General features: G+C 55.5%; 29 protein-coding genes and 2 pseudogenes. 10 read left to right on the top strand and 21 right to left on the bottom strand.

Annotation, left to right across the window (positions count from 1 at the left end):
* Window positions 1–19: 19 nt before the first annotated feature.
* Window positions 20–931, top strand: coding sequence for a recombination-associated protein RdgC (rdgC, locus tag RTU33_RS01620; protein ID WP_312624829.1), 912 nt, complete (start codon window positions 20–22; stop codon window positions 929–931).
* Between the two features lie 50 nt (window positions 932–981).
* Here the strand turns inward: rdgC and ppnP are convergent, their stop codons facing one another.
* The 4 genes from ppnP to aroL all read right to left on the bottom strand — a co-directional run bounded on the left by ppnP (window position 982) and on the right by aroL (window position 3,063).
* Entirely contained in the window at window positions 982–1,266 is a 285-nt protein-coding gene (gene ppnP / locus RTU33_RS01625; RefSeq protein ID WP_312624830.1) for a pyrimidine/purine nucleoside phosphorylase, read from the bottom strand.
* 82 nt (window positions 1,267–1,348) lie between these two features.
* Window positions 1,349–2,026 carry an AroM family protein gene (locus RTU33_RS01630; RefSeq protein ID WP_312624831.1) on the bottom strand — a complete coding sequence of 226 codons (678 nt, stop codon included), beginning with the start codon at window positions 2,024–2,026 and terminating at the stop codon, window positions 1,349–1,351.
* 251 nt (window positions 2,027–2,277) lie between these two features.
* On the bottom strand, window positions 2,278–2,469 hold the full coding sequence (locus RTU33_RS01635) for a YaiA family protein (protein WP_312624832.1): 192 nt from the start codon (window positions 2,467–2,469) through the stop codon (window positions 2,278–2,280).
* A gap of 39 nt (window positions 2,470–2,508) precedes the next feature.
* Entirely contained in the window at window positions 2,509–3,063 is a 555-nt protein-coding gene (gene aroL / locus RTU33_RS01640; RefSeq protein ID WP_312624920.1) for a shikimate kinase AroL, read from the bottom strand.
* 339 nt (window positions 3,064–3,402) lie between these two features.
* On the opposite strand from aroL, the pseudogene RTU33_RS01645 reads away from it, so the two are divergent.
* Window positions 3,403–4,103, top strand: a pseudogene (locus RTU33_RS01645) (DUF2076 domain-containing protein).
* Here RTU33_RS01645 and RTU33_RS01650 read toward each other — a convergent pair.
* On the bottom strand, window positions 4,100–4,558 hold the full coding sequence (locus RTU33_RS01650; RefSeq protein WP_312624833.1) for a YaiI/YqxD family protein: 459 nt from the start codon (window positions 4,556–4,558) through the stop codon (window positions 4,100–4,102). The pseudogene RTU33_RS01645 and the gene RTU33_RS01650 sit on opposite strands and share 4 nt — an antisense overlap.
* 113 nt (window positions 4,559–4,671) lie before the next feature.
* Here RTU33_RS01650 and proC point away from each other — a divergent pair, with 113 nt between their 5' ends.
* Entirely contained in the window at window positions 4,672–5,481 is an 810-nt protein-coding gene (gene proC, locus RTU33_RS01655) for a pyrroline-5-carboxylate reductase (RefSeq protein WP_312624834.1), read from the top strand.
* A 48-nt stretch (window positions 5,482–5,529) separates the two neighbouring features.
* On the opposite strand, the gene psiF is transcribed toward proC, so the two are convergent.
* From psiF to RTU33_RS01675, 4 genes are all read right to left on the bottom strand, one after another.
* Window positions 5,530–5,850, bottom strand: a complete 321-nt coding sequence (gene psiF, locus RTU33_RS01660; RefSeq protein ID WP_312624835.1) for a phosphate starvation-inducible protein PsiF — start codon at window positions 5,848–5,850, stop codon at window positions 5,530–5,532.
* Window positions 5,851–6,015: 165 nt separating this feature from the next.
* Window positions 6,016–6,276, bottom strand: a complete 261-nt coding sequence (iraP, locus tag RTU33_RS01665) for an anti-adapter protein IraP (protein ID WP_312624836.1) — start codon at window positions 6,274–6,276, stop codon at window positions 6,016–6,018.
* A 190-nt stretch (window positions 6,277–6,466) separates the two neighbouring features.
* On the bottom strand, window positions 6,467–7,669 hold the full coding sequence (locus tag RTU33_RS01670) for a multidrug efflux MFS transporter (protein ID WP_312624837.1): 1,203 nt from the start codon (window positions 7,667–7,669) through the stop codon (window positions 6,467–6,469).
* Between the two features lie 168 nt (window positions 7,670–7,837).
* Window positions 7,838–8,521: an extensin family protein gene (locus tag RTU33_RS01675; RefSeq protein ID WP_312624838.1), complete on the bottom strand. Its 684-nt coding sequence runs from the start codon at window positions 8,519–8,521 to the stop codon at window positions 7,838–7,840.
* Between the two features lie 94 nt (window positions 8,522–8,615).
* On the opposite strand from RTU33_RS01675, the gene ddlA reads away from it, so the two are divergent.
* Window positions 8,616–9,716, top strand: coding sequence for a D-alanine--D-alanine ligase (ddlA, locus tag RTU33_RS01680; protein WP_312624839.1), 1,101 nt, complete (start codon window positions 8,616–8,618; stop codon window positions 9,714–9,716).
* A gap of 35 nt (window positions 9,717–9,751) precedes the next feature.
* Here ddlA and RTU33_RS01685 read toward each other — a convergent pair whose 3' ends face one another.
* Window positions 9,752–9,970 (bottom strand): DUF2754 domain-containing protein, encoded by a 219-nt coding sequence (locus tag RTU33_RS01685; RefSeq protein ID WP_312624840.1) that lies wholly within the window; start codon window positions 9,968–9,970, stop codon window positions 9,752–9,754.
* Window positions 9,971–10,250: 280 nt separating this feature from the next.
* On the opposite strand from RTU33_RS01685, the gene RTU33_RS01690 reads away from it, so the two are divergent.
* Window positions 10,251–10,553 carry a DUF2755 family protein gene (locus tag RTU33_RS01690; protein WP_312624841.1) on the top strand — a complete coding sequence of 101 codons (303 nt, stop codon included), beginning with the start codon at window positions 10,251–10,253 and terminating at the stop codon, window positions 10,551–10,553.
* Here RTU33_RS01690 and RTU33_RS01695 read toward each other — a convergent pair.
* The 3 genes from RTU33_RS01695 to RTU33_RS01705 form a co-directional block, all read right to left on the bottom strand.
* On the bottom strand, window positions 10,544–11,653 hold the full coding sequence (locus RTU33_RS01695; protein ID WP_312624842.1) for a DUF1615 domain-containing protein: 1,110 nt from the start codon (window positions 11,651–11,653) through the stop codon (window positions 10,544–10,546). The genes RTU33_RS01690 and RTU33_RS01695 overlap by 10 nt on opposite strands.
* Window positions 11,654–11,667: 14 nt before the next feature.
* Window positions 11,668–12,888 carry a peptide antibiotic transporter SbmA gene (gene sbmA, locus RTU33_RS01700; RefSeq protein ID WP_312624843.1) on the bottom strand — a complete coding sequence of 407 codons (1,221 nt, stop codon included), beginning with the start codon at window positions 12,886–12,888 and terminating at the stop codon, window positions 11,668–11,670.
* 126 nt (window positions 12,889–13,014) lie between these two features.
* Window positions 13,015–13,548 carry an isochorismatase family protein gene (locus RTU33_RS01705; RefSeq protein ID WP_312624844.1) on the bottom strand — a complete coding sequence of 178 codons (534 nt, stop codon included), beginning with the start codon at window positions 13,546–13,548 and terminating at the stop codon, window positions 13,015–13,017.
* 204 nt (window positions 13,549–13,752) lie between these two features.
* On the opposite strand from RTU33_RS01705, the gene ampH reads away from it, so the two are divergent.
* The 3 genes from ampH (at window position 13,753) to RTU33_RS01720 (ending at window position 17,853) form a co-directional block, all read left to right on the top strand.
* The gene (ampH, locus tag RTU33_RS01710) at window positions 13,753–14,910 is read left to right on the top strand and encodes a D-alanyl-D-alanine-carboxypeptidase/endopeptidase AmpH (protein WP_312624845.1); all 1,158 of its coding nucleotides are present in this window, start codon (window positions 13,753–13,755) and stop codon (window positions 14,908–14,910) included.
* Window positions 14,911–15,055: 145 nt separating this feature from the next.
* Complete coding sequence (gene hemB / locus RTU33_RS01715; RefSeq protein ID WP_312624847.1) at window positions 15,056–16,030, top strand: porphobilinogen synthase; 975 nt, start codon at window positions 15,056–15,058, stop codon at window positions 16,028–16,030.
* A gap of 119 nt (window positions 16,031–16,149) precedes the next feature.
* On the top strand, window positions 16,150–17,853 hold the full coding sequence (locus RTU33_RS01720; RefSeq protein WP_312624849.1) for a GNAT family N-acyltransferase: 1,704 nt from the start codon (window positions 16,150–16,152) through the stop codon (window positions 17,851–17,853).
* Between the two features lie 68 nt (window positions 17,854–17,921).
* On the opposite strand, the gene tauD is transcribed toward RTU33_RS01720, so the two are convergent.
* From tauD to RTU33_RS01745, 5 genes are all read right to left on the bottom strand, one after another.
* Complete coding sequence (gene tauD, locus RTU33_RS01725; RefSeq protein ID WP_312624850.1) at window positions 17,922–18,773, bottom strand: taurine dioxygenase; 852 nt, start codon at window positions 18,771–18,773, stop codon at window positions 17,922–17,924.
* Window positions 18,770–19,600: a taurine ABC transporter permease TauC gene (gene tauC, locus RTU33_RS01730; protein ID WP_312624852.1), complete on the bottom strand. Its 831-nt coding sequence runs from the start codon at window positions 19,598–19,600 to the stop codon at window positions 18,770–18,772. The genes tauD and tauC overlap by 4 nt, the downstream gene beginning before the upstream one ends.
* Window positions 19,597–20,364, bottom strand: coding sequence for a taurine ABC transporter ATP-binding subunit (tauB, locus tag RTU33_RS01735; protein ID WP_312624854.1), 768 nt, complete (start codon window positions 20,362–20,364; stop codon window positions 19,597–19,599). The genes tauC and tauB overlap by 4 nt, the downstream gene beginning before the upstream one ends.
* An 11-nt stretch (window positions 20,365–20,375) precedes the next feature.
* Window positions 20,376–21,338 carry a taurine ABC transporter substrate-binding protein gene (tauA, locus tag RTU33_RS01740; RefSeq protein ID WP_312624855.1) on the bottom strand — a complete coding sequence of 321 codons (963 nt, stop codon included), beginning with the start codon at window positions 21,336–21,338 and terminating at the stop codon, window positions 20,376–20,378.
* A 114-nt stretch (window positions 21,339–21,452) separates the two neighbouring features.
* A complete protein-coding gene (locus RTU33_RS01745) occupies window positions 21,453–21,578 on the bottom strand; it encodes a hypothetical protein (protein WP_312624857.1) in 126 nt (41 codons plus the stop codon).
* A 284-nt stretch (window positions 21,579–21,862) separates the two neighbouring features.
* Between RTU33_RS01745 and RTU33_RS01750 the strand changes: the two genes are divergently transcribed.
* Window positions 21,863–22,240, top strand: coding sequence for a DUF3302 domain-containing protein (locus RTU33_RS01750; RefSeq protein ID WP_312624858.1), 378 nt, complete (start codon window positions 21,863–21,865; stop codon window positions 22,238–22,240).
* Window positions 22,209–23,123: pseudogene (locus RTU33_RS01755) on the top strand (HlyD family secretion protein); the annotation flags it as partial. The gene RTU33_RS01750 and the pseudogene RTU33_RS01755, both read left to right, overlap by 32 nt.
* 77 nt (window positions 23,124–23,200) lie before the next feature.
* Here RTU33_RS01755 and RTU33_RS01760 read toward each other — a convergent pair.
* From RTU33_RS01760 to RTU33_RS01770, 3 genes are all read right to left on the bottom strand, one after another.
* Window positions 23,201–24,910, bottom strand: a complete 1,710-nt coding sequence (locus RTU33_RS01760) for a GGDEF domain-containing protein (RefSeq protein ID WP_312624860.1) — start codon at window positions 24,908–24,910, stop codon at window positions 23,201–23,203.
* Window positions 24,911–25,130: 220 nt separating this feature from the next.
* Window positions 25,131–25,577 (bottom strand): hypothetical protein, encoded by a 447-nt coding sequence (locus RTU33_RS01765; protein ID WP_312624862.1) that lies wholly within the window; start codon window positions 25,575–25,577, stop codon window positions 25,131–25,133.
* Window positions 25,570–26,301, bottom strand: a complete 732-nt coding sequence (locus tag RTU33_RS01770) for a hypothetical protein (RefSeq protein WP_312624864.1) — start codon at window positions 26,299–26,301, stop codon at window positions 25,570–25,572. Before RTU33_RS01770 ends, RTU33_RS01765 begins: the two co-directional genes overlap by 8 nt.
* Window positions 26,302–26,615: the final 314 nt, after the last annotated feature.

The following is a 26,615-nucleotide window of genomic DNA, read 5'->3' on the forward strand; positions in this document are numbered from 1 at the left end:
TAACCCCGTGGAAATTATCATGCTGTGGTTCAAAAATTTAATGGTTTACCGTCTTAGCCGCGACATTTCTCTGCGTGCCGATGAGATGGAAAAACAGCTGGCCGCGCTGGCATTCACGCCCTGCGGCAGCCAGGACATGGCCAAAACCGGCTGGGTTCCGCCGATGGGTTCACACAGTGATGCTTTCACCCACGAAGCCAATGGTCAGATCCTGATCTGCGCCCGCAATGAACAAAAAATCCTGCCCGCTCCGGTTGTGAAGCAGGCGCTGGAAGCGAAAATCCTCAAGCTCGAGGCCGATCAGGGCCGCAAGCTCAAGAAAACTGAAAAAGACTCCTTGAAGGACGAAGTACTGCACTCGCTGTTGCCTCGCGCCTTCAGCCGCTTCAGCCAGACGATGCTGTGGATCGATACCGTCAACGGCCTGATCATGGTCGACTGCGCCAGCGCGAAAAAAGGCGAAGATACCCTCGCCCTGCTGCGTAAAACCCTCGGCTCACTGCCGGTAGTGCCGCTGGCGCTGGAAAATCCGATTGAGCTGACGCTCACCGAGTGGGTACGCTCCGGCAACGTGGCGCAGGGCTTCCAGCTGCTCGATGAAGCAGAGCTAAAAGCGATCCTCGAAGACGGCGGCGTGATCCGTGCGAAGAAGCAGGATCTGGTCAGCGATGAGATCGCGGTGCATATCGAAGCCGGAAAAGTGGTGACCAAACTCGCACTCGACTGGCAGCAGCGCATCCAGTTTATGATTTGCGACGACGCCTCCATCAAGCGTCTGAAGTTCTGCGATGAACTGCGCGATCAAAACCAGGATATTGAGCGGGAAAACTACGATCAGCGCTTTGACGCCGACTTTATTCTGATGACCGGAGAGCTGGCGGCGCTGGTTGCGCAACTGGTGGAAGGTCTGGGCGGCGAAGCCCAGCGTTAAGCGAATGCCTTCCTGTGCAGACAGGAAGGCGCATTACTTCAATAAAGAGATTACAGGTAGCGGCAAAGATAAGAGGTCGGTTCAGCGACCTGAAGATGGAACTCGCTGTGGCCCGGCACGTTAAACACCTGGCCGGCGGCATAGGTTTTCCACTCTGTTTCACCCGGCAGCAGCACGTGCAGCGCTCCGCTCACGACGGTCATTTCTTCAGGCTGCGCCGTACCAAACGTATATTCCCCTTCCAGCATCACGCCAACGCTGGCACGACCAGTACTGCTGCTGGTAAACCCGATGGACTTCACTTTCCCGTCAAAGTATTCATTGCTTTGGAGCATAACTGGCCCTTATTGGTGTCGTTGTTGTGTACCAATCCAATATAGGGGGCGTGACAGCAGGCTGTCACGCAAAAAAATCAGTTCAGACCAGCAGTTCCGCCGCAAGCCTTGCCACCAGCACATTCGACAGCAAAACCGGCACATCAAGCGCTTTCTGCAGCAGGTCGCGGTGCCGTTGATGGAAGCCGAGGCAGTCGAGCACCAGCACATCCGCGCCAAGGCCAATCAGCTGCTGTCCGGCGGCGATAAGCTCGTCGCTTGTGCCATGAACAGGGTTGGCGAGCGCGTAATGTGGCGCATTCTGTAACGCCTGCCATTTGCTGCGCTGGGTGTTCATCAGCTCAGGAATGGGCACGATGACGCCGACCTGATGACCGTCGACAATGGAGCCAACCAAAGGCGGAATAATACGCTGGGGTTCGATAAGAATGGCATTGCGGGCAACGAGACCGCCGATCGGCGCGGTGCTCATCAGCAGGATAACGTCATAATCCTGATTATCCAGAACCTCCACCACCGACTGCAGATCGCGTTCAACCTTCGCGCGAGACACTTCAGCCAGCTGATTATCATTGAGAAGAGTAATCAGCACCTCTTCGCCGGGGCTTGCGGCGTACTCTTCCATGACCGCTTCACGCGTCATTTTACCCAGCAGACTGACATGGGTTATTTGATCTTCCCTGATGTGCTCCGTTAGTAGCGGCAACACCTCACGCAACGGAACCACACCGATGGTAAGAATGGCCAAAGTCGCACTCATGTTATGACCCTTTTATTACAACACCACAGCTTCGATACAGGCTTACTGCTGCTGACAGCCCCCTGGATGGCTAAAAAACAACCGTTCAGAAGCGTAGCAGCTTCATTCCAGAACTGTTTGTAAAGTTTCCAGTTAGATCCAGTTTACGCCAGCATTATCTGTATATTAACTTTTTATTAACATCAATGTTTAGCTAAATAGTGTGATTTACGCCCGCATTGGGCGGGCGTTGCGCAACGCTTTTGTGCAAATTATGACTTGCCTGGATCTTCGTAACGCCGTTTGGCATCGAGCGCTTCCGCCTGAGTTGAATGTTCGCTAATCAATGAGTCGGGTTTAGGGTGATCGGCCCGCAGCTCATACCAGGTCACCGACTGACCCGGCTCACCTTTCTCGACGGTGACAATACGGGCTTTACGTGGATACGGGGGATTGGACGGCATAGCTCTTCCTCTTTAGGTTCAGAGCTTTAAGTATAGGCGTTAGCCAGCAGTTGCTGACTTTAATGGCTGGACCGGTGCGCGATCTGCGGCGAGGACCGCCAAAATCTGCGCAACGACTTCAACAGGCTCACCGGCAGCATCAACCACGTAGTGCGCGGTTTCACCGTATAGCGCATCACGTTGGGCGAGAATTTCACGCACTTCTTCAACGATGGGCTTACCGGTCAGCGTCGGGCGCTGTGAATCCTCCGGGGAGAGCTCGAGGCGCCCTGCAAGCACCGATACGGGCGCTTTCAGGTAAATCACGATCCCATTATCACGCAGAAACTCCCGGTTCACCGGCGCCAGAATAATGCCGCCACCGGTCGCAACGACCGCGTGCGATGCCGCCAGCGACTGTAATGTCCGGGTTTCAAGTGCGCGAAACGCAGGCCAGCCTTCATCAGCCACAATATCCGCAATGCTTCGCTGCGCGCGCTGTTGCAGGATCTGGTCGGTATCGATGAAAGTAAACTGGCAGGCCTGAGCAAGCTTTTGCCCGACCGTGGTTTTACCGCAGCCGCGGGCGCCGATAAGAAAAATGGGCTGTGTTATCACTGAGTTCCCCCTGGTACGGCGGTATTACGAGCCGTGCTCATGAGCGACGATAATATCATCAAACTAGTACGCAAGTAAGTGTAAAAATAGAGTTACACACGCAACATCTACTCTCTCTTTTCGTTGTGGTTATTGGTCGGAAGAGAATGTGCGAGTGTAAAGAAATAGTGTCATTAAGTGTTGCGGCAACCTTACATGAAACGGCCGTCTGTTGACAAGCCCGCCCGGCTGCAAAAGGTAACACATTTCCGCACAGCTTTACGTTACTCGCCTTTACAGCACGAAGGTTTCAGACAAACTAAGCGCTATCGTGTCCGTGCTATTGAGGAGTCACTCATGCAATCCGAAGAACAACGGCTGATCGACGGGCTTTTCTCTCGCCTGCAGCAGGCCGAAACCCAAAGCGCACCGCGCGATGCTAACGCCGAGCGCATCATTGCGCAACATGTTCAGGCACAGCCTGCCGCGCCCTACTCATGGCGCAAACCCTGCTGATTCAGGAAGCGGCAATCAAACAGCTGAACGAGCGAATTCAGGCGCTGGAAAGCGATCTGGCACAGCTTCAGGCTACAAAACAGAGCAGCGGTGGCTTTCTCGCTGGGCTGTTTGGCGGCAGTCAGCCTCAGTCGCGCGGGGCAGACCCTATTCCCGGCGCGCAAAACTATGGTCGCCCAACGGCACCGCCGCAGACCGGTTATACCGCTCCTCAGGCTCAGAATTACGCACCAGGGCGCAGCGGCGGCGGTTTTATGGCCGGAGCATTGCAGACAGCCGCAGGCGTCGCGGGCGGCGCGGTGCTCGGCAACATGTTGATGAACATGTTTTCGGGCTCGCATCCCCAGGAAATCGTCAACATCATCGAGGAAACGCCGGCTCCGGCCGCCGATGACCTGACGCAGGCCAGCGACGCGCAGTTCCTGCCGGATGACGGCACCGATTTCGCCGCTAGCGGCAATGATGACTGGAACAATACCGGCTTCAGCACCGACGACTTCGATAACGACGATTTCGGCAGCGACGACGACAGCTGGGTCTAAGCCTGCCCGCGCTTCACCGCCAGCAGCCATTTATCGAGCTCAGCGGCAAACTGCTGGCGATCGCGCTGTGAGAGGCTGTCCGGACCGCCGGTCTGGATGCCGCTCGCCCGCAGCGTATCCATAAAGTCCCGCATCGTCAGGCGTTCACGGATGGTGGCTTCGCTGTAGCGCTCGCCGCGCGGGTTCAGCGCCGCACCGCCTTTCGCCAGCACTTCTGCCGCCAGTGGAATATCCGCGGTGATCACCAGATCGCCCGGCTGACACTGGCGCACAATTTCGTTATCCGCTACGTCAAAGCCAGAAGGCACTCGCAGCGAGCGGATAAACCGCGACGGCGGCACACGGATATTCTGATTCGCCACCAGCGTGACCTGCGTTTGCGTTCTGTCCGCCGCGCGAAACAGGATCTCTTTAATCACATTCGGACACGCATCCGCGTCCACCCAAATTGCCATATCGACTCCTGAATCCGTTAACCGCGGCATTGTCGCCTGCTTTACTCTTCCCGCAAAGCCACAAGATGATAAGCTAATAACCATTATCGGAAAAACGCTGAGGGAGAGACAGAATGGAGAAGAAGATCGGTTTCATCGGCTGCGGCAATATGGGGAAAGCTATCCTCGGTGGCCTTATCGCAAGCGGCCAGGTGCAGCCCACACAGATTTGGGTCTACACGCCGTCGCCGGAAAAAGTCGCCGCCCTGCACGATCAATATGGTATCAACGCCGCGCAAAGCGCGCAGGAAGTGGCTCAGGTCGCCGATATCGTCTTCGGCGCCGTGAAGCCTGGCATCATGACCAAGGTACTGAGCGACGTCGCCTCCAGCTTCAATAAGGAGACGCTGGTGGTGTCTATTGCCGCAGGCGTCACGCTCGATCAGCTCGCCCGCGCGCTGGGTCACGATCGTAAAATTGTTCGTGCTATGCCAAACACCCCTTCGCTGGTCAACGCCGGGATGACCTCCATTACGCCAAACGCGCTGGTGACCAGCGAAGACATCGCCGATGTGGTGACCATTTTCCGCTGCTTTGGCGAAGCCGAAGTGATTGCCGAGCCGATGATCCACCCGGTCGTCGGCGTTAGCGGCTCTGCGCCAGCCTACGTGTTTATGTTTATTGAAGCGATGGCCGATGCGGCCGTGCTTGGCGGTATGCCGCGCGCACAGGCGTACAAATTCGCCGCTCAGGCGGTGATGGGTTCAGCCAAAATGGTGCTGGAAACCGGTATGCACCCTGGCGAGCTGAAAGACATGGTTTGTTCTCCAGGCGGCACCACCATTGAAGCGGTGCGCGTGCTGGAGGAGAAAGGCTTCCGTTCGGCGGTGATCGAGGCGATGGTCAGCTGTATGGAAAAATCAGAGAAGCTGAGTAAATCATAACGATAAACGGGTGAGTCTGACTGCGGCTCACCCGCCCTTTTCCCGCCTTTAACCTGTTTTCTTCAGACAGGCGCTCATGAATTTTTTGCGATCGTCACCTTTGAGCGACTGTTGCGTCGCGGTGGCGTTACATTCACGCATTTTCTGCTGCTGCGGGGTCAGACTTTTTTCTTCCGGTTTTGAGCTACCGTTTTTCAGGCAGTCGCTCATATAGGTTTTACGCGCGTCGCCTTTCAGCGTTTTTGACGTTGCCTGTTGGTTACAGGTGGTCATACGCTGCTGTTGCGGCGTCATCGTTTTTTCTGCTGCATGCGCAGTGGTCATAAACGCCATGCCACACAGCAAAGACACCAGTAATGTTATTTTCATTGCACCATCCTTTTGTGAAGTAGCACCGTAATTTTGGCTGCTTCAGAGAAAAAAATCACGAGGGATGAAAAAAAATAGCAATAAAAGCCGTCAGCACTGTCAGGATTAATTGTTAAGCGGCAATCATACTGGAGTGAATTGCGGCTTAACAATACGGCATCCTCTTTAATTACGCGGATGCCGTAACAGCTTTTTTATATACTGATGCAGTAATTCGGTGTCGTGCTCGGGAACCTGAAGTTCGGGTTTGGCTTGTTCTAATGCCGCTTCAATATCCGTGATCAAAGCCTGTTGTTCCGGCTGCCGCATATGGCGTAACAGCGCGGTCACCACAATCTCCAGCGCTTCAACCTGTACCACTAACTCTTTTGATTCTTCTTCCTTTTGTGCAAGCTTAACCAACAACTCTGCAATCAGATTTTTCATGGCGAGACTTCCTTATGAGAATGCCTGAGACGGTAGCACCGATGATCCATAATGCATAGTCGGTATAAGAATTATTTGATATTTTCGCCATTATGCAAATTCAGTCGATGGCGAAACGTTTCTCTCGCACAAATAACCCCCACCAGAATTGAGGGGGAGCGGAATAATAATGCCTCCGCCCCGTTATCTCTTATTTCGCTGAAAGGCTCTGGCGGCGGCGTAACATAAAGGCAAGCTGCAAAAGATTGATGAGCACCACAATCGCCGTTGCGACAAATACCCAGCGAAAACCAGCCATCGCGGAAACAGACGCGCCAATCAGCGGCCCGACAACGTTCCCCAGATACATAAACGACTGGTTATAGCCGAAGATGCGCCCGGTGACCTGATCGCTCGAATATTTCAGCAGCAGCGTTTGCACCGCAGGGAGCATCGCACCATCGGCGAAGCCGAGCAGAAAACGCAATACGCCAAGCTGAAAAGGCGTGGTCACAAAAGACATGGCAAAGAACATCACCACCGCGCAAAACAGCGTCGCCAGCAGGATGCGGTGAGCGCCAATTCTGTCGCCCAGTTTCCCCAGACGCGGCGCGGAGATAAGCGCAGAAATCCCCGGCACGGCAGCGATCATCCCCGCCAGAAACGCAATATTGGTGCTGTCCGGCGACATGGATTTAATAAACAGCGCCAGAATCGGGCCGATGGAGCCATTGCAAAGCTGAATAACCAGCGTGGTGAAAAACAGACTGATAACAAGCCCGGGATAAGTGAGCGAAGCAAAAACAGCTTTCCCACTCAGGCGGTCGGCTTTGCTGACCTGAGGGCGAGCGCCTTCTTTAATCAGGAACAGCGTTACCAGGAAGCTTACCGTCAGCAGGATCGCGGTGATAAAAAATACCGCACGCAGGCCGACATGATCGGCTAAAAATCCGCCCAGCAGCGGCCCGCCAATCACGCCGCTGATCTGTGCGGTTGATAAGGTGCTTAACGCCCAGCCGCTGCGCTCACGCGGCACCTGCGAGGCCACCAGCGCCATCGCATTCGGGATATAGCCAGAGGTCAGCCCCATGACGGCACGCAGGATGAACAGCTGCCAGACGTTAGTGGCAAAGGCCTGGAGCAGAATGGCAATCGCCATCCCCAGAGAGGCGCGCAGCAGCATGAGCTTGCGCCCTTTACGGTCCGCAAGGCTGCCCCACATCGGCGAGACAATCGCCGACACCAGAAACGTGACGCTGAAAGTCAGCCCCGACCACATCGACAGCGCCTCGTGGGACGTGACCCCCAACTGGGAAACATACAGCGGCAAAAAAGGCAGGATTTGACTAATGGCAAGGCCAGTGAAGAAACAGCCAAACCAGACGGAAATAAGGTTAACCTTCCAGGATTCCATAACTACGGGTTTTCATTCGTTTTTGGTACGTAATGCCCAGCATAGCAAGCCAAAAGTCTGCTTGTATGGCGCGAGATGCGCTGAACGGGAGTTTGGTGTTTTATTTCCTTATCGCTTGTTTATGTGATTAATCTCACGAAAAAGCGTTCCTTTCACAGAGCGATATACTTACCGGCAAAGTCCGTAACCGCGCATTCCCAGGTGAAAGTGGTTCGCATGCGCGGCGTTGTACTCTGGACCCAGGCTATTTCCATAATAGCGGCAGCTCGCTGAGAGTACCGCCTGCAGGAAAGGTACCTGTGCCGGCTGATGCCAGCCCTTTAAGACGGTGATTCGCCGCCCATCGGCGAGCCGGAAACCGCTGACATCCAGCGCATCGGCGCTCGCATGTTCGCTAAGCCGGGCGTTTTCCCGGTGATAGATATTCCGGCAGGCATAGCTGCCAAGATGGTCAATCTGGCGCAGCGCCGATCCCTGCATCCGTTGCGCCAATGGCTTAATCTGCTGCTGCACAAAAAGTGCGCTGCTGAGCGCCAACGGGCAGCTTGCCAGAAAGCTGCTGCTGAGCCGGACGTCTCCGAAGTTCATCACCCGCACAGGCTGGTGTAATGGACAAGGTCCGTCGCTATCGGGCAACGTTTTACTGCTGATCCAGCCGCGCGCGTCAGCCTGCTGCAAGAGCATCTGGCAGCTTGCCTCCGGCAAACGGCGTAACTTGAATTGAGCAATGCGCCCCGGCGGATCGTCCAGTGAAAACGGTGCAAACGGATTGTAGTAAGGTGGCAGAAAGCGCCAGGTCAGGTACCCCGCCACTCCTATCGCCAGCAAAGCAATGATGCCCTTCACGCCCATTTTCACTCCCGCTGAGAAAACTAAGATTATGGCAGAAGCGACCGGGTCGACGTGCTATGGTATCGGCTTTCTGTTTTTGTAGATGAGTGTGGAAATGGCTAAGTTGCGGGTTGGGGTCGTCTTTGGCGGTAAATCAGCGGAGCATGAAGTCTCTTTGCAGTCGGCGAAGAACATTGTAGAAGCGATGGACAAGTCGCGATTTGACGTGGTGCTGCTGGGCATTGATAAACAGGGGCAGTGGCACATCAATGATGCCAACAGCTATTTGCTGAACGCGCAGGATCCTGCCCGTATTGCACTGCGACCGTCCGATGTCACGCTTGCCCAGATCCCCGGCAAAGCAGCTGAGCAGCTCATCAACGCGGAAAACGGCCAGCCGCTTCCGGCCATCGACGTTATCTTCCCAATCGTGCACGGCACGCTGGGGGAAGACGGTTCCTTACAGGGCATGCTGCGCATGGCGAACCTGCCGTTTGTCGGCTCTGATGTCCTGAGCTCCGCCGCCTGTATGGATAAAGACGTCACCAAGCGTCTTCTGCGCGATGCAGGCCTGGCAATAGCACCTTTCGTGACGCTGACGCGCGCCAACCGCGACACATTCAGCTTCGTCGATGTGAAAGAAAAACTCGGTCTGCCGCTGTTCGTCAAACCGGCGAACCAGGGCTCCTCCGTGGGCGTCAGCAAAGTGAAAACCGAAGAGCAGTATCTGCAGGCGGTGGCATTGGCCTTTGAGTTTGACCATAAAGTGGTAGTGGAGACTGGCATCAACGGCCGCGAAATCGAATGCGCCGTCCTCGGCAACGACTATCCGCAAGCAAGCACCTGCGGTGAAATCGTCCTGAACAGTGAGTTTTACGCCTACGACACTAAATACATTGATGATAACGGCGCGAAAGTGGTGGTGCCTGCAGCCATCGATGCAGCGGTGAACGACAAAATCCGCCAGACCGCCGTTGACGCGTATCAGGCACTCGGCTGCAGCGGCATGGCCCGCGTGGACGTGTTCCTGACGGCAGATAATGAAGTCATTATTAACGAAATCAACACGCTGCCTGGCTTCACCAACATCAGCATGTATCCAAAACTGTGGCAGGCGAGCGGTCTGGATTACACCAGCCTCATCACCCGCCTGATTGAGCTGGCGCTCGAACGCCATCAGGCCAACGTGGCGCTGAAAACCACCATGAACACCTGATATGATAAGGCCGGGTGGCTCCCTCGCTGCCCGGTTTACACTTCCGGGTTTGGCTTCTCTTTCACCGGGCGACGGCGAATGACAAACCCTGCCAGCCAGAAGCTAATCACCCATGTCACCAGCCCAACGGCATATGTTTGCCAGCCCTTCGCTTCAAATCCCAACAGCCCGACGACGCCGTTCAGGATAAAAATCAGGCCGATGGCAAAGGCATAGTAATGCCAGTCGCGGCGAATTTTATCAGGCAGTTTCATAACCACTCCGTATGAGAAAACGCTATCGTCGCACATTCCCGGGCCGCAGTCTGCGCGGCACTTAGCAAATATTTAACATCATCAGGTTCCGTTGCGGGCCACTTTGTGATCGCGGCTAAAAAATTCCCCTTTAGGAATATTACCTGGCGTAAATTACCACGAATCTGATATTGACAATCGCTATCTGCTGTCAGACTCACTGCAACAGAGCCTGGCTGAGGCCAGCACTAAAACAAAATGCCTGACGCAGTCAGCGCGCAAGTTGTATCAGGAGGTTGTTATGACTGAATTCACCTTATCCAGGTCGATTATGGCCGGGAGAAAAAGGAGATCCTCCGCGCCGGGTAACGTCGCGTATGCGCTTTTTGTGCTGCTCTGCTTCTGGGCGGGTGCGCAGGTGCTCAATCTGCTGGTTCACGCCCCAGGCGTGTACGAACATTTGATGCAGGTTCAGGACAGCGGCCGCCCGCGGATTGAAATCGGTTTCGCCGTCGGCACGCTGTTTGGACTGATACCTTTTCTGGCAGGCTGCGCCGTACTCGGCGTAATTGCACTCTTCCTGCGCTGGCGTCGCTACTTCTGACCTGACGCCATACAGCTGGCCCGACGATCGTCGACCCGTTTCGCAAACCACGCCGTGGTGAGGTTACGAGTGATTTTCGGGCTCTCAAGCTGGATCCCCGGCAGCATTTCTCGCGCTAACGCCTTCCCGGTTTTCGCTTCCGCCAGTCGATAAACGCCCTTATAGAGCGCCGTCTCTTCAAAATCCTGGCTGTCGCCCTTTTGCAGCTGCTGATGAATTTCGCGGTTGCTCAGGCCAAGCTGCGAGGCCAGTTTCTGCACCGCCAGCTCGGTTTTACCCGCCTCATCGCTGTCATAACGAATCAGATCGCCGTCCAGCGCCAGCTTCACCCCGCTTGCCCGGCTGACCGCATTCTGGAAAGCAGCATTGCGGCTCGCGTACCAGCCGGCATTAAAATCAGCAAAACGATACAGCGGCGCGCTGTAGCTCGCCGGATAGTTAAGCAGGTGATACGTCCCGAACCACAGCCCGCCGCGCAGAGAGAACACTTCCTGACGCACGGTGCCTTCCATTTTCCACGGATAGCCTTTTTGATGCGCCTCGGCGAACGCAATGCTGACCTGCATCGGGCCGCCGGTATGCACCGGATTGAGCGAACCAAACAGCGTCTGCCCCATGGGCACCATGCCGATGAAATCGTCAAAAATAGCGCTGAGCTGCTTTTCGGTTTTCACCGTATCCAGGCGCTCACTGTAGGATTTGCCGTTCGGCGACGAGATCTTCAGGGCGGTGTGCACCACAAATAATGGAACATGCACCTTCTGGGCCCGGCGGTCTATCTCCTGCCAGGCTATTTTGCTCAGGCCCGGCACCGCAGGATCGGACTGATAGTTCGACTCCTGCTGCGCGACGGCCAGCACCGAGCAGACGTTCTCTTCGGTAGGCGCGAGCTTCTGGCTTTCGAACGCCTTCGCGATGCTTTGCGCCCACTCTTCTCTGTCTTTTACGCCGGCGGGCATTTTCTGCCTGACCACCGTGGCGACATCCACCGGCTTTTCCCCCGCTTTCATCACCGGCTTCTGGCTGGTACAGCCTGCCAGAATGACGCCAGCGAGCAGCGTCAGTGAAATCGAACCCTTACGTGATGTGGCTGTCGCCATCGGGCATCCTTGTATTAGCTGAATGAGCTTGTCACTTCCTGCTCGGGATTATTATCAAGTTCACGCTCGAAGCTGCGCAGACGCTTGTAGATGGACATCAGTTCCACCAGCGTGGTCCAGGAGCTAATCAGATACTGGAACGAACCGCGCACCTGACTGAAAGCGTTGTTAATTTGCGACATCAGGCCGAGGGTAATTGTGCCCGCAACGATGGACGGGAACATCAGGAACAGACCGAAAACGTTGTCCGCCTGCAGGTACAAAATGCGCGCAATATTGAAATAGGTGTAGTGGAAATAGAGGCGGAAATAGTTCTTACGCACGGCGGTAAACAGCTCTTTAACCGTTGGCGGCGTGGCGCGATCCGCATGATCCTCGCCATACACAAGCTCTTTACGGTAGGCGGCTTCCACGCGCTGGTTTTTGAAATTCAGGCCAGGCAGTTTGATACCGACCACAGCCAGAAGTCCGGTCCCCATCACTGACCAGATGATAGCCGCCCAGACGAGACCGTAAGGCACGGAGCCGACAATCGGCAAATCCTTCACGTTTGGCGATAGCGCAACCAGCACCGGTAAGAAAGCAATCAGCGTCATGATGGCGTTGATGAAGCCCACACCAACGTCCTCAAGAGTCGAGGAAAAACGCATGGTGTCTTCCTGCACACGCTGAGCGGCACCTTCGATGTGGCGCAGACGTGACCAGTGCGCCATATAGTGATCGTTCATTGCGGTACGCCAGCGGAACACGTAATGGCTGATAAAGAAGTTACTCAATACGCCAATCACCACGGCGATCAGGGCGATACATAAGAAGACATTCAGTTCCTGATAAAACTGTTCAATTTTGATCTTATGCGGGGTGGCCATCGCTTCCTGGATCATGTTGTAAAAAGGCGCATACCAGGCGTTAATCGCCACGCCGACTTCAACCTGGAACCAGGTGACAAAAATGATGAGGGCAGTCCCCCAGACCGACCAGATCTGCCAGCGGTGCGGGCTGTACAGGAACCAGAACAGTGCGAAGGCGCCCACCACAAACAGGTAGTAAGCATAAAAGACAAGGTAATCCATCGACACAAATCGGGAGGCGCCAATCGGCACATCGCCCTTTGCACCCGCCAGGTTCAGCAGCCACTTACCGCCATCCACCTGCCAGAAAATCACCGCAATAAGCGCCCAAATGGCAGCCGACAAAAAGAACGGCCCCGGTTTGGGGAAAAAAGACTTAAACATACCTACTCTCCTGCTGAATTCTTATCGTTTTTCACTGCTGCTGTGTACCACCAAAATCGCCGCGGCAGCCACCACGGCAAAAGTGAAACGCATTCAAACCGTTGAATCTGACCAGACAGTACAGGCTTAGTTCGCCTGCCATTGCTTCACAATTGTTTCCACGAGTTTCACGCTGACGGGATTGCCGGGAACGGTCAACGTACGCCAGACGTCATTGTAATGAGCAATGAGCGTTTCGGCCTCGGCGGCTGGCCGGTTTGCCGTGGTGTGCGCATCTTCCGCGACGGTAATCCGGTAGCCTTTGCTGGCCCCGACCTTCAGCGTGGTATCGACGCAATAATCTGTTGCACAACCGCACATCACAAACCCGGTAATCTCATGGGCGGCCAGGACCTGTTCGAGCGTCGTCTGATAAAACGCATCGCAGGCCGTTTTCGTCACGTAAAGGGCGTTGTCCGGCCTCAGCAGGTCCGGCAATAGCGCAAATCCGTCGCTGTCTGCTTCAAGACCGCCCTCTTCCTGGTGCTGAATAAAAATAACGCGGTCAGCCGCCTGAATAAGCTGATTCACTTTTGCCACGCACGCCTGCTGTTGACGGCGAGGCGTAGCGAAAACGCCGTTTTGCATATCCACGACCATGACAACGCGCTTATCTGACATCTTTTGCTCCGTAACTGTCTGTGAAGATTGAGGGTATCATACGCGCGAGTTCACAGAAGCACGCAAACACTCGCTGGAAAAATATTCATATTTACCCGTCGTTACGTTTTTCCTGCCGCAATCCCGCAGAAAGGCGCTTTGCAAGCGGCCGTTTAATAGTATAAATACGCATTATCTTTTCATTTCAATTCATGGATGCTTTCCTTGAAACGTAGTCTGCTTTTCCTCGCGGCGCTGTGTGCTGCTTCGCTGCCTGCGGCCCAGGCCGCACAAACCTCTCCGGATCCGGTTTTTGCTTCTGACATCGTCGATCGTTACGCCAACCACATCTATTACGGCAGCGGTGCAACGGGCATGGCGCTGGTGGTAATTGACGGCAATCAGCGAGTTTTCCGCAGCTTTGGCGAGACGCGTCCCGGCAGCAACGTGCATCCTCAACTGGATTCCGTTATCCGCATCGCATCGTTAAGTAAGCTGATGACCAGTGAAATGCTGGTGAAGCTGCTGGATCAGGGCGTGGTCAAGCTTAACGATCCGCTGAGTAAATACGCCCCGCCTGGCGCAAGCGTGCCGACTTATCAGGGCACACCTATCACGCTGGTGAATCTGGCAACCCACACCAGCAGCCTGCCGCGCGAACAGCCCGGCGGCGCAGCCCACCGCGTGGTCTTCACCTGGCCCACGCACAATCAGCGCTGGAACTGGCTGACCACGGCAAAACTGACGAAAGCACCGGGCACCCAGGCCGCCTATTCCAACCTCGCGTTTGATCTGCTGGCAGATGCGCTGAGCACCGCGGCGGGCAAGCCGTATCCGCAGCTGTTTGAGGAACAAATCACCCGTCCGCTGGGCATGAAGGACACCACGTTTACGCCGTCACCGGATCAGTGTCAGCGTCTGATGGTCGCTGAAAAAGGAGCAAGCCCCTGCGATAACACGCTGGCGGCCATTGGCAGCGGCGGCGTCTACTCCACGCCGGGCGATATGATGCGCTGGATGCAGCAGTTCCTCTCTTCTGATTTCTATACCCGCAATCCGCAGGCGGATCGGATGCAGACGCTTATCTATCAGCGCAGCCAGCTCACCCGCGTTATCGGGATGGACGTGCCCGGTAAAGCCGATGCGCTCGGAATGGGATGGGTCTATATGGCGCCGAAAAATGGCCGTCCGGGCATCATTCAGAAAACGGGCGGCGGCGGCGGTTTTATCACCTATATGGCGATGATCCCGCAGCATAATATCGGTGCGTTCGTGGTCGTTACCCGCTCTCCGCTGACCCGCTTTGTGAATATGAGCGATGGCATTAACGATCTGGTCTCCGAGCTGAGCGGCAACACGCCACAGGTTGTGCCAGCCTCCTGATCCTGAGTTCTTAAAGGGTAAACGGTCACCGAGATCCGTTTACCCTTATCTCTTCTCCTCTGCGCCATAACCACCACGATAGTGAAACAAACGCCCGGTCAATCGGGTAAACTCACTCAATTGTCCCATTACCTTCAGGCCTATCATGACAGATTTGATCACACGCCCTCGCCGCCTGCGCAAATCAGCTGCGCTGCGCGCTATGTTTGAAGAAACATCCCTGACCCTGAACGATCTGGTGCTGCCGATCTTCGTTGAAGAAGAGATTGACGATTACAAGGCCATTGAGGCCATGCCTGGCGTCATGCGCATCCCGGAAAAACATCTCGCCCGTGAAATTGAACGCATCGCCAACGCCGGTATTCGCTCGGTGATGACCTTCGGTATCTCGCACCACACCGACGCCACCGGCAGCGATGCCTGGAAGGAAGACGGTCTGGTGGCGCGCATGTCCCGCATCTGCAAGCAGGCCGTGCCGGAGATGATCGTCATGTCCGACACCTGCTTCTGCGAATACACATCGCACGGTCACTGCGGCGTGCTGTGCGACCACGGCGTGGACAACGACTTAACGCTGGCGAACCTCGGCAAACAGGCTGTTGTTGCGGCGGCAGCAGGTGCAGACTTCATTGCGCCGTCGGCGGCGATGGATGGCCAGGTGCAGGCGATTCGCCAGGCGCTGGATGCGGCAGGCTTCACCGATACCGCTATCATGTCCTACTCTACCAAGTTCGCCTCATCGTTCTACGGCCCTTTCCGCGAAGCCGCTGGCACGGCGCTGAAAGGCGACCGTAAGACCTATCAGATGAACCCGCTGAACCGCCGCGAAGCGATTCGTGAATCACTACTGGACGAAGCCCAGGGCGCAGACTGCCTGATGGTGAAACCGGCAGGGGCCTATCTCGACATTCTGCGCGATATCCGTGAACGCACCGAGCTGCCGATTGGCGCCTACCAGGTGAGCGGCGAATACGCGATGATCAAATTTGCCGCCCAGGCGGGTGCCATCGACGAAGAGAAAGTGGTGCTGGAAAGCCTTGGCGCCATCAAGCGCGCCGGTGCCGATCTGATCTTCAGCTACTTCGCCCTCGATCTGGCCGAGAAGAAAATCCTGCGTTAATCCTTCACGCCCGGCGCTCCCTGCCGGGCGAATTTCCATCCCCAAAACATCATCTCGCTGACACGTAACCGTCACGCCGCGCGCCTACTTTCGTCATCAGGACGGAAAAAGGAGCCGCTATGTTTAGTCTCGACAATGTCCTCGACGATCTCTGGCCGCAGGCAACGCCTGCCCCCTGGCAAAAAAGCCTGCTCAAAAAGCTACTGTACGAAAAGGAGTTTCAGCAGTTTGCCGCAGATCATCCGCACCTTCGCGGGCTGGATATGGTCGAACAGGTGCTGGAACATCTGCATATCTACTGTGACATTTCCCCTCGCGAACTGGAAAATATCCCCGAACATGGCCCGCTGGTCGTCATCGCCAACCACCCCACCGGTACGCTGGACGGTTTAGCGCTGCTGTACGCCGTCTCGCGCGTGCGCCGCGACGTCAAAGTCGTTACCAACCGGATGCTCACCCATCTGGAACCGCTAAGCGGCCTGTTTATTCCGGTAGATAACATCAATGGCCGCACGCGCAAATCCTCTCTGGGCCTGATGGAGCAACAGTTGCAAAGCGGTGGCGTGCTGATTTTCTTCCCGGCGGGGGAAGTGTCGCGACTGACGCGCCGGGGCATCGCCGACGGCCACTGGCATCCGGGGTTTATCAGGCTGGCGGAGAAATTCCGCGTGCCGCTGCTGCCGGCGTTTATCCACGCCCACAACAGCCCGCTGTTTTACGCAACAACCTGGCTGTCGCCGACGTTTTCGATGCTGCTGCTGATGCAGCAGATGTTCCGCCGCCGCCACTCCAGCCTGCCGGTAACGCTCGGCGAGCGCATTCCGTGGGAAAGCTGGTATCAGCCGCAGCTGGCGTCAAAAGAGCAGGCGAAGCACTGCCGCCAGCACGTGCAGCTGCTGGGCAAAGGGCTGCCGGGGAAATTCAGAACGGAAAGCGCCATCGGGCGGCCTGAAGATCGTGCCCTGCTGCGGCGGGAGCTGGCGCATGCGGAGTGTCTTGGCACCACCGCTGACGGAAAAGCCATCTATCTCTGGCAGCGGCAGGACGTCCATCAGGATGCACCGCTGCTGCGCGAGCTGGGTCGGCTGCGGGAAATCGCGTTTCGCGCGGTAGGTGAAGGTAGCGGCAAACGCCGCGATCTGGACCGCTATGATGATGACTATCTGCATCTGATCCTGTGGGACGAAGCCGATCTGGAAATCGTCGGCGCGTACCGCTTTATACCCACCGCGCAGCAGATTAAGAAACGCGGGATCGACGGCCTCTACAGCCACAGCCTGTTTCACTACGATGAGAAGATGGATGATGTTCTGCAGCAGGGCATTGAGCTTGGCCGCAGCTTTATTCAGCCGCGCTACTGGGGACGTCGCGGGCTGGATTACTTATGGTCCGGCATCGGGGCTTATCTGGCGCGCTATCCGCAGTACCGCTATCTGTTTGGCCCGGTATCGATTTCCGGCGGCTTACCGCCTGCGGCTCGCGATTTGCTGGTCGCCTTTTATCGCCTTTGGTTCCCGGCAAGCCACCCGCTGGCGGTGTCACGCAGCCCTTACCCTGCCTCGCTGCCGGACGTGCTGGCGCAGTTCGGCGGTGAAGATTACACCGAGGATCTCACCCGCCTGAAGTCGCTACTCAACAATCTCGGCTGCGCCATCCCGCCGCTGTACAAGCAATATTCGGAGCTGTGCGAACCCGGCGGCGTGCAGTTTATTGATTTTGGCAGCGATCCGGCCTTTAACCACTGCATCGACGGGCTGGTGCTGGTTGACTTGAGCTACCTGAAAGCGAGCCGGTATCAGCGTTATATCGAAGCGCATTTGTAATGCTGCCGGATGGCGCTGACGCTTATCCGGCCTACAGTTGCTATTCCGTAAACCGCCCCCCGGCATCGTTATGACGCGCGGAAGAAAGGCTTATCACCAAGAATCGTCGCGCGGTGCATGATGCGCCGCTGCGGCAGATAATCGGCGTTGGCGTAGTGCTGCGTGACGCGGTTATCCCAGATAGCCACGTCCCGTTCCTGCCAGCGCCAGCGCACCTGAAACTCCGGCTTCGTGACGTGAGCGAACAGGAACCCGAGCAGCGCCTCGCTCTCTTTCTCCGTGACATCCACAATCCGCGTGGTAAACCCTTCGTTGACGAACAGCGCCTGTTTGCCGGTGACCGGATGCGTGCGCACCACCGGATGCAGCAGCGGCGGATTTTTGGCCACCGCGTTCAGCCAGCGCTGATGTTCTTCCTCAGACTTCAGGTGCTTCCATTCGGGGAACGATTTACGAAAGTCATGCTCGGCCCGCAGGCCGCTCAGCAACGCCTTCAGTGGCGCAGAAAGCGACTCGTAAGCGGCAATACCGCTGCTCCAGAGCGTGTCACCGCCGGTTTCCGGCAGCTGCTTCGCCGCCAGAATCGCCCCGGCGGGCGGCGTATCAATAAAGGTCACGTCGGTGTGCCAGTTATCGTTATCCGGTGGGTTATTGTCGTGGGTGTCCAGCACGATAATCTCTTCGACGCCCACGGCGTGCGGGTAAACCGGGTGAATATGCAGATCGCCAAAGCGCTGCGCCAGGGCACGCTGCTGCTGAGGCGTTACCGGCTGTTCGCGCAGGAAAACGACCTGATGGCGCAGTACGGCGTGGTACAGCTGTTCAAACTGGTTGTCGCTCAGCGGGCGGGTTAAATCGAGCCCCGCCACCTGGGCGCCGATAAACGGCCCCAGCGGGGTAATGCTCAGTCGTTCACTCATGCTATTTCTCCATGCCACGGCGTCAGGCGGCGTTGCAGCGCGCGCAGGCCCAGCTCTAATACGAAAGCGATAATCGCAATCACCGCGATGCCGGCCAGCACCACGTCTGTGGCCAAAAACTCACCGGCGGATTGCACCATAAACCCAAGGCCCCGCGTGGCGGCGATAAGCTCTGCCGCCACCAGCGTCGACCAGCCCACGCCAAGCCCAATGCGCAGCCCGGTAAGAATTTCCGGCAGAGCACCCGGCAAAATAACAAACCATAAGATTTGCGCCCTGCTGGCCCCGAGCGACTGCGCAGCCCGCAGCCTTACCTGCTGCACGCTTTTCACGCCAGCCAGTGCCGACATTGCCACCGGAGCGAAAATTGCCAGATAAATCAGCAGGATTTTTGAGGTTTCACCAATGCCAAACCAGATAACCATTAGCGGCAGATAGGCCAGCGGCGGGATCGGGCGGTACAGCTCAATCAGCGGATCGAAAATCCCCCGCACGGTCGGGCTCAGCCCCATCGCAATCCCGACCGGGATCCCTATCAGCGTCGCCGCAGCAAGTGCAATCAAAATGCGCGTCAGGCTGGCGGCCAGGTGTTGCCAGAGGGTCGCATCCATAAACCCCTGCGGCCCGGCGATCGTCAGCAGTTTGTGGAGAACCGCGCCAGGAGGCGGCAGAAACAGCGGCGCAATCAGCTGTAATGCCGTTACCGCCCACCACAGCGCCAGCAGGAACGCCAGCGTGACAAAGCCAATCGTCAACTGTCGAGACAGCGGCCATCGCCAGCGCCACGCCAGGCGGCGACGGAGTTTATCGTTCGCCACAATGCTCATGAGAAAGCCTCCCGGTGTTCAAAGACGCGGCTCAGCACGTATTCACGCTGGGCGATAAACGACGGATCGGATTTGATGCTACGACAGGATTCCCCGGCCACGAATCGGCGGGAAAAGTCGAGCGATAGCCGCTCCGTCACGCTGCCCGGCCCGGCGGAAAGCAGCACCAGTTCGGTGGCCATAAACACGGCTTCTTCAATGTCATGGGTGATAAGCAGCACCTGTTTGCCTGTCTCATGCCACAGGCGCAGGAGCAGCGTTTGCATCTGCTCGCGGGTAAACGCATCCAGCGCGCCAAAAGGTTCATCGAGCAGCAACAGCTGTGGGTCTGCCGCCAGCGCGCGGGCAATCCCGACGCGCTGGCGCTGGCCGCCGGAAAGCTGCCAGATAAAGCGTTTCTCCGCCCCTTCGAGCCCGACTTTCTTCAGCATCTTCCGGGCAATTTCCTGCCGCTCTGGCTTGCCCACGCCCGCGAGCTGGAGGCCAAAGGCCACGTTATCCTGCACGTTTCGCCACGGCAGCAACCCTTCGTTCTGAAACACCACGCCGCGTTCTGCACCCGGCCCGCGAACCGGCTCACCGTTCAGCACGATGCTGCCGGAGTGATACGGCGTGAAACCGGCCACCAGGTTCAGCAGCGTGGTTTTACCGCAGCCCGACGGCCCCAGCACCACCAGCAGCTCACCGCGATCGACGTTCAGCGAAATGTCATTCAGCACCGGTTTGCCGTCGTATTGCGCACTCAGATGGGAAATTTGCAGCATGGCGACCTCCGTTACTTCACAAATTTATCGGTCACGTACTGACTGTAATCTGCAGCAACCGCGGGCACTTTGCCCTGCTCTTTGAGGAACTGCGCGGTATCGACAATGGCTTTATTCACCGGGCCGTTAAGCTGCTGCGCCTGTTGGGAAGCGGTCAGATAGGTATTGCCTTTCACCAGCCCGGCGACGTCACTCTCCGGCACGCCACTCAGCTTCGAGAGCTTTTGCAGATTCTCCTGCTGCTCGAGCCAGCTTTGCGGGTTATCAATGTACGGCCGCTGCGCCTCAATTGCGCTGCGGGCAAAGGCCTTCACCACGTCAGGATGCTGCTCGGCGAAGTCTTTGCGCACCACCCACACATCAAGCGTTGGCGAGCCCCACTTCCCGACCTGAGCCGAATCGGTCAGCACCGTCCCGTCTTTCTCCAGCTCATTCACCGCAGGCGCCCAGACGTAGGCTCCGTCAATATCTCCTCGTTGCCAGGCGGCAATGATAGCGGGCGGCTGAAGGTTCACGATCTGTACCTGGCCCGGTTTGATGCCCCAATGCTTAAGCGCCGCCAACAGGCTGTAATGCGTGGTGGAAATAAACGGCACCGCGATGCGTTTGCCGATCAGGTCTTCTGGTTTGCTGATGTTCTTTTTCACCACCAGCGCTTCGGAGTTACCTAGCTGAGAGGCGAGCAGGAAAACTTCAATTGGCACCTGCTGGCTTGCCGCGACCGCTAAAGGGCTGGAACCGATATTGCCGATCTGCACATCGCCGGAGGCCAGGGCGCGCACAACGCTTGCGCCGCTGTCGAATTTGCGCCAGTCAACGGTCGCCCCGCTCTCTTTGGCAAAAGTGTTATCTGCCTGCGCAACTTTGGCGGGCTCAGCGGAAGTCTGATAAGCGACGGTGACGTTGACCGCCTGCGCCTGAAAGGCAATGAAGGCCAGTGCGGCCAGGATTGAAAGCTGCGAAGTGCGTGCCATGGTGTCTGCTCCCCTTGTGGTTATGGGCGCAGTATTTCTGGCAGCAGAAGTTTGATAAAGGAATTAAAAATTCTGGCTAATGCCAATCCGTTTTTAGAAAAAAAACGGCAAAGCTTAGTCATTTAGCGCACCAGCGTCAGTTTTCCACGACGGCGTGAAAGCTGTGGGGATGCGGTGGTAATAAGAAAGAGAAAGGGTCGCCAGGCCATAATAGCCTCCTGTATCACTTTCTTTCAGCATGTCGCCCTCGCCTCACTCGCGCCGTCAGACAAAAGCCTGATTCAAAGGTGAAATATCACCCTTTTGCCTCAGCGCAAACACCTTACTCCCGAAGGCGTTTTTTTATTTCCCCCTCCGCTAAATTTATTTTTAAATAAAACAACGCCCTCGCCCCGACGGTTCCAAATTTATTTTTATATAAATGCGAGTTTGTCCGCTCCAGACTTTTATGGTCTTCTTTATTCTGACGGTGATTTTCACCCTGTACATTTTGCATTTTTGCTAACGCCCTGGAGTGTTTAAGCATGACCCTGGACTATGTTGCACTGGCCATTCTGAGCGTAGTGCTGATCGTTTTCTTTTACGGAATTATCGCCATCCACGATATTCCTTATGACATCGCGAAAAAACGTAACCATCCTCATCAGGATGCCATTCATTACGCAGGCTGGGTCAGCTTATTCACCCTGCATGCGCTGTGGCCCTTCCTGTGGATTTGGGCCACGCTGTGGCGCGAAGACCGGGGCTGGGGCATGCATCGCATCAGTGAAGATCAGCAGGCTGTCCATCTTCAGATGAACCATCTGCTGATTCAGATGGATGCTTTAAAAAACGAAATTAATCAGCTTAAAGCCTCGTCTGCGATGGCACCTGCGTCCACTGTCGCGAAGAGGGAACAATAATGTGTTCCGCATCGATCCGACGCTGGCCCAGGCGAAAGTAGACGACCTGAAAGCACAGGTAAAAGCGGCAAGCCAGGATGCGCTTTCTCTGGATGCAGGTGTCGATCAGGCCGGGGCCGATCTCAATAAAGCTATCGCCGACAGGGACAAGGCGCAGCGGGAATACGCCCGTTACAACGAAGGCCACGCCAAAGGCACATTTTCCGATCAGATGGTCGACACCCGTCGCCAGACGTATAAAGCCACCGATGCCGCCGTGGTCGCCGTGGTCGCCGCCAGGGCAAAACTGGAGCAGGCAAAAAATAACCTGAACTCGGTCGTGAACGGCCAGAATACCAAAGTCGCCTCGCTGCTGGCCCAGCTGCGTGAGGCTGAGTTCCGTCTGGAAAACACGGTCGTTCGCGCACCTTCGGCAGGTTATGTCAGCAACGTTGCCCTGCGTGAGGGCAACATGTCCACGGCGCTCGGCCTTGCACCCGTGATGACATTTATCCCTGTGGATGCCGACTCGCAAAACAGCTACGTGGCGGCCTTCCGCCAGAATTCAGTTCAGCGCCTGAAGCCAGGCTACAAGGCGGAGCTGCTGTTCCCGTCCATTCCGGGCACCGTATTCAGCGGCGAAGTGGTGGAAGTGCTGCCCGCCATCGGTGAAAGCCAGTTCCAGGCGCAGGGGAAACTGCTGACAACGGCAGATCTGGCCGGCCAGGGTCGCGTGATGGTGAAGGTGAAAGCCACCGACCCGCGCCTGAAAGACTATGCATTGCCGCAGGGGACGCAGGTCGAAATCGCCGTCTATTCCGGCCACTTCAAGGAGCTGTCGCTGATACGTAAGGTTTTAATTCGAATGAAGAGCTGGGAAAACTACGTCTTCCTTGACCACTAAAGAGTGACGCCTGGTGGCTCAGATTGCCCGGTGGCGGCTACGCCTTACCGGGCCTACAAAACGTCCCGGCACCGCCTTCAGGCATGTGAGGTGGGCAGGCCGCAGATTTTATCCCGTCCGCTGTTTTTCGCTTCGTACAGCGCCGCATCGGCTTCGGCAAGCATATCGCCCAGCTCTCGCTGCCAGCCGGACGTCACGCCAAAACTTGCGGTAATCGAAAACGCTTCCCCTTTCAGCCCTGCAAAGCGCAGCCTGCGAATTTCATTCTGAATGCGGCTGGTGTAGCCCATCACATCCTCATGACCAGGGGCGAGGAACATCACGGCAAACTCCTCCCCGCCCAGCCTCGCAATCACGTCGCCAGGTCGGCTGAATTTTTTGAGCGTGGCGGCCAGCGCCACCAGCACCTTGTCACCGGTTGGGTGGCCCCAGGTATCGTTAATGGATTTGAAGCGATCGACGTCGATCATTATCAACCAGGCCGGGGTTGCCTGGCTTACTTTAAGCAGCAAATTCCCCGCAAGCGCATCGAACGCCCGGCGGTTAAAGAGGTGCGTCAACGGATCTTCTTCCGACTGACGTTGTAGCTTTTTACTCAGGTGTGTTTGCTCGCGCAGCTTAGTGCCGAGCGTGCCCAGCGAAGAGAAGAGCTCCTGAACTTCTTCCGCCGAGCTTTCATCCATCAGGGCATCCTGATGATCGCCAGCGATGATCCCCGTTGCTATCTGGTTGAGTCGCAAAATAGGCTGCAGCACGCGGGTGCGGATGTAGTAGATCAGCCCGGAGGTCAGCAGGCAGAGCAAAATCAGGATCGCTATCACCATGACCAGATGCAGCAGTGCCTTCTGTTGAGCATGAACGTAATGTTTTTTCACGCCTGTCAAATAGGTATTGAGCAGATCATCAAAGGAACTAAGGCTGGCGTGATAGCGCATGGCAAAACTTTCCGCATCCACGCTATAAGCCTCGCCATTACCACTCTCTGCATGAAGCGTTTTGATCAGCCTCACGCCCTGTTCTTCGAACTGCTGGCGCGTATTTTCCAGCTGCTTCTGGAAGCCAGGTAAATACCCTGCCTCATCACCCTGGGTGCGAAGAAGCCACCACAAAACGTTAATCCGCTCCATTCCACGGCTCAGCGCCTCGTCGTTATGCAACGGAATTGGCGTGCGGGTTGCCAGCGGGAGCAGCAGTTGGGAACCCAGGCGCCCCGTGGCATCGCGAAGCTCGCCGAGCGCCTGAGCACGCAGAATCGGCCCGAGCGCAAACGGTTCGAGCAGCAAAAATTCAGACGTGTGCTGAAACAGCGCTTCATGATAGAACTCCGTCGCCTCCACCATCGCATTGATAGCCCGCTGGGCTTCTACCGGATCCTGGAGCACCCTGTCCTGATAGAAATTGACGCTCAGACGCGAGCGCTTCAGTTGCTCAACCGTGGCCGTCAGCAGCGCCTGCGACAGCAGATTGGCGGGCACCTTTTGCAGATCGCTATCGGTAATCTGTCGGCTTTCCTGCAGCGCCTGCCAGGTTTTTGCTTTCGATGCCTGCGGACTCAGCACCAGCTCATTAGAAAAGGCCCGTTCGCTTGCCAGGTCATTGGAAACCTGCAAAACAAGATAGAAGTTGTCGAACTGAAGTACGTCATCTCTGGCGCTGTTCCAGGCCTGCCAGGAGCCGGAAAGCAGCCACCACGAGAGAATCGACGTCAACACAAGGGTTGCCGTTGCAGACCACCACAGATAGCGCAGAACGTTAGAAGGCGAAGAGGCTTTTTTGAGTTTTTTCATTCGGTAACCAGGAGACGTGAATTCGGGTACAGACCCCATTATGCCTGCTGCTTAAGTCAGACAAAGTGTAGCGTAGTGCCGCCAATTGTTTTTATCTTCGTCAGTTTACCGTACCAGTGAAAAATACCAAACTTCGTAACGGCGATATTTCCTCTCCGGGCAACTCAGCACCAAAGTTTATATTTAAAGAACCATAGCCTGTCCTGGCAATTGATTACTCTCAGGGTTTGGAGCAAATAAATAAAACATCAGATACAAAACTGATCGCGAGGCTGTATGGCGAAAATTCGCGAATACTCATAAACAGCTGCATTCCTCCCTTCAGGAAAAAGAGGGGATAGTGCATTCTCATTGATTCAGGATGCACCGTCTCACCTGAAAACGAAATGATTTTATCGGAAGTCAGCTGATAGCCTGTATCATCTACCGACTTATAATGAAACAATACCTGCCGGCTGATAACCGATTTTTTATTCCCTTCATCAAAAACGCCTTGCATAACCACCGTTCCACTATTTTTCGCCATATGTAGCTTGTAGGTTACAGATACAGTATCGTTACCATGATGTAATTTATGGATAATACTGCAGTCTATAACTTTCACCGCCCCAACAGAAGGACATGCATACAATGCGGCAAGCGCCACGGCACTAATAAATTTATTCATAATGGGATATCTCGGTAAATGAAGTACAGCGTTTTAACTCCTTGTCACATTGAATACCCGTCAGCTTACCAGGAGTTACGCTGACATAGACCGGTTTATCACTGCTGCACATAATTTTGTATGAATGAATGATGCCCACGGCCTCTTCCGTCGATATGTCGGCATCCTTTTTTAGTAAAAGACATGCCGGTAGCGCATTTACAGGACGAAAACGCTGAGACACATATTCATGGCGATGAAAAGAAATGAATACCAGCTTCACCATGACCACACAAAACCCGATAATAAATGTGGTTAACAGCTTGTTGGTTTTCAGCCATGAGGTAATGACCCGACTGCGCGGACAGACAGATAAAGAAGAAACGTCCTGCTCCGGATTCACTTCCACCACAGTTATCCTGGCGTTCGGATCAAGTTTCATCCCCTCTTTGGGCACAGTGATAACGAGCTCGGCTTCATAGCCAATGATCTTCAGCTGTTTACGTAAGTTAACAAAGCACTGATAATAAGCACTGGGCGACGTTGAAGGACCTTTAATTTCGCCCCAGCCAATCTTATAAAGTTCTTCCTGCCTGATGACCTCTCCCTGACGTTCGATCAACGCCTGCAAACAGTTTGACGCGGGAGTATGCAAGCTCGCGCTTATATTTTCTTCGATGTTTTTCAGTAATTTATCAGCAGGAGAAAATGACAATACGTTATTGATCAGGTAGATAACAGTCATCGGTTCGCATCTTATTTTTAGGAATTTTCCCAACCATACTATCAGACAGCTTATAAATCTAAAAAGATTCCTAATCAATAAGTTAACGCCTTGCAAGAGATGTTACAGACGCGTTTCAGATCTTCTGAAACAGGCAGATGTCACGCTACAGCCTGAGTCCAAACCGCGAACTTTTGATTAAGTTTTGACTAATTTTGATTACTTTCCCGCTTTTTAGATCCAAAAAAGAACTCAGGACAAACGCCATTCAGGGGAAGGGAACAGTGAAAAGGACAATAGCAGCAAGCGTTCGAAAAATGCTGCCGGTTAATACG

Source organism: Scandinavium sp. (genome assembly GCF_032012665.1).
In the GTDB taxonomy this organism is placed as follows: domain Bacteria; phylum Pseudomonadota; class Gammaproteobacteria; order Enterobacterales; family Enterobacteriaceae; genus Scandinavium.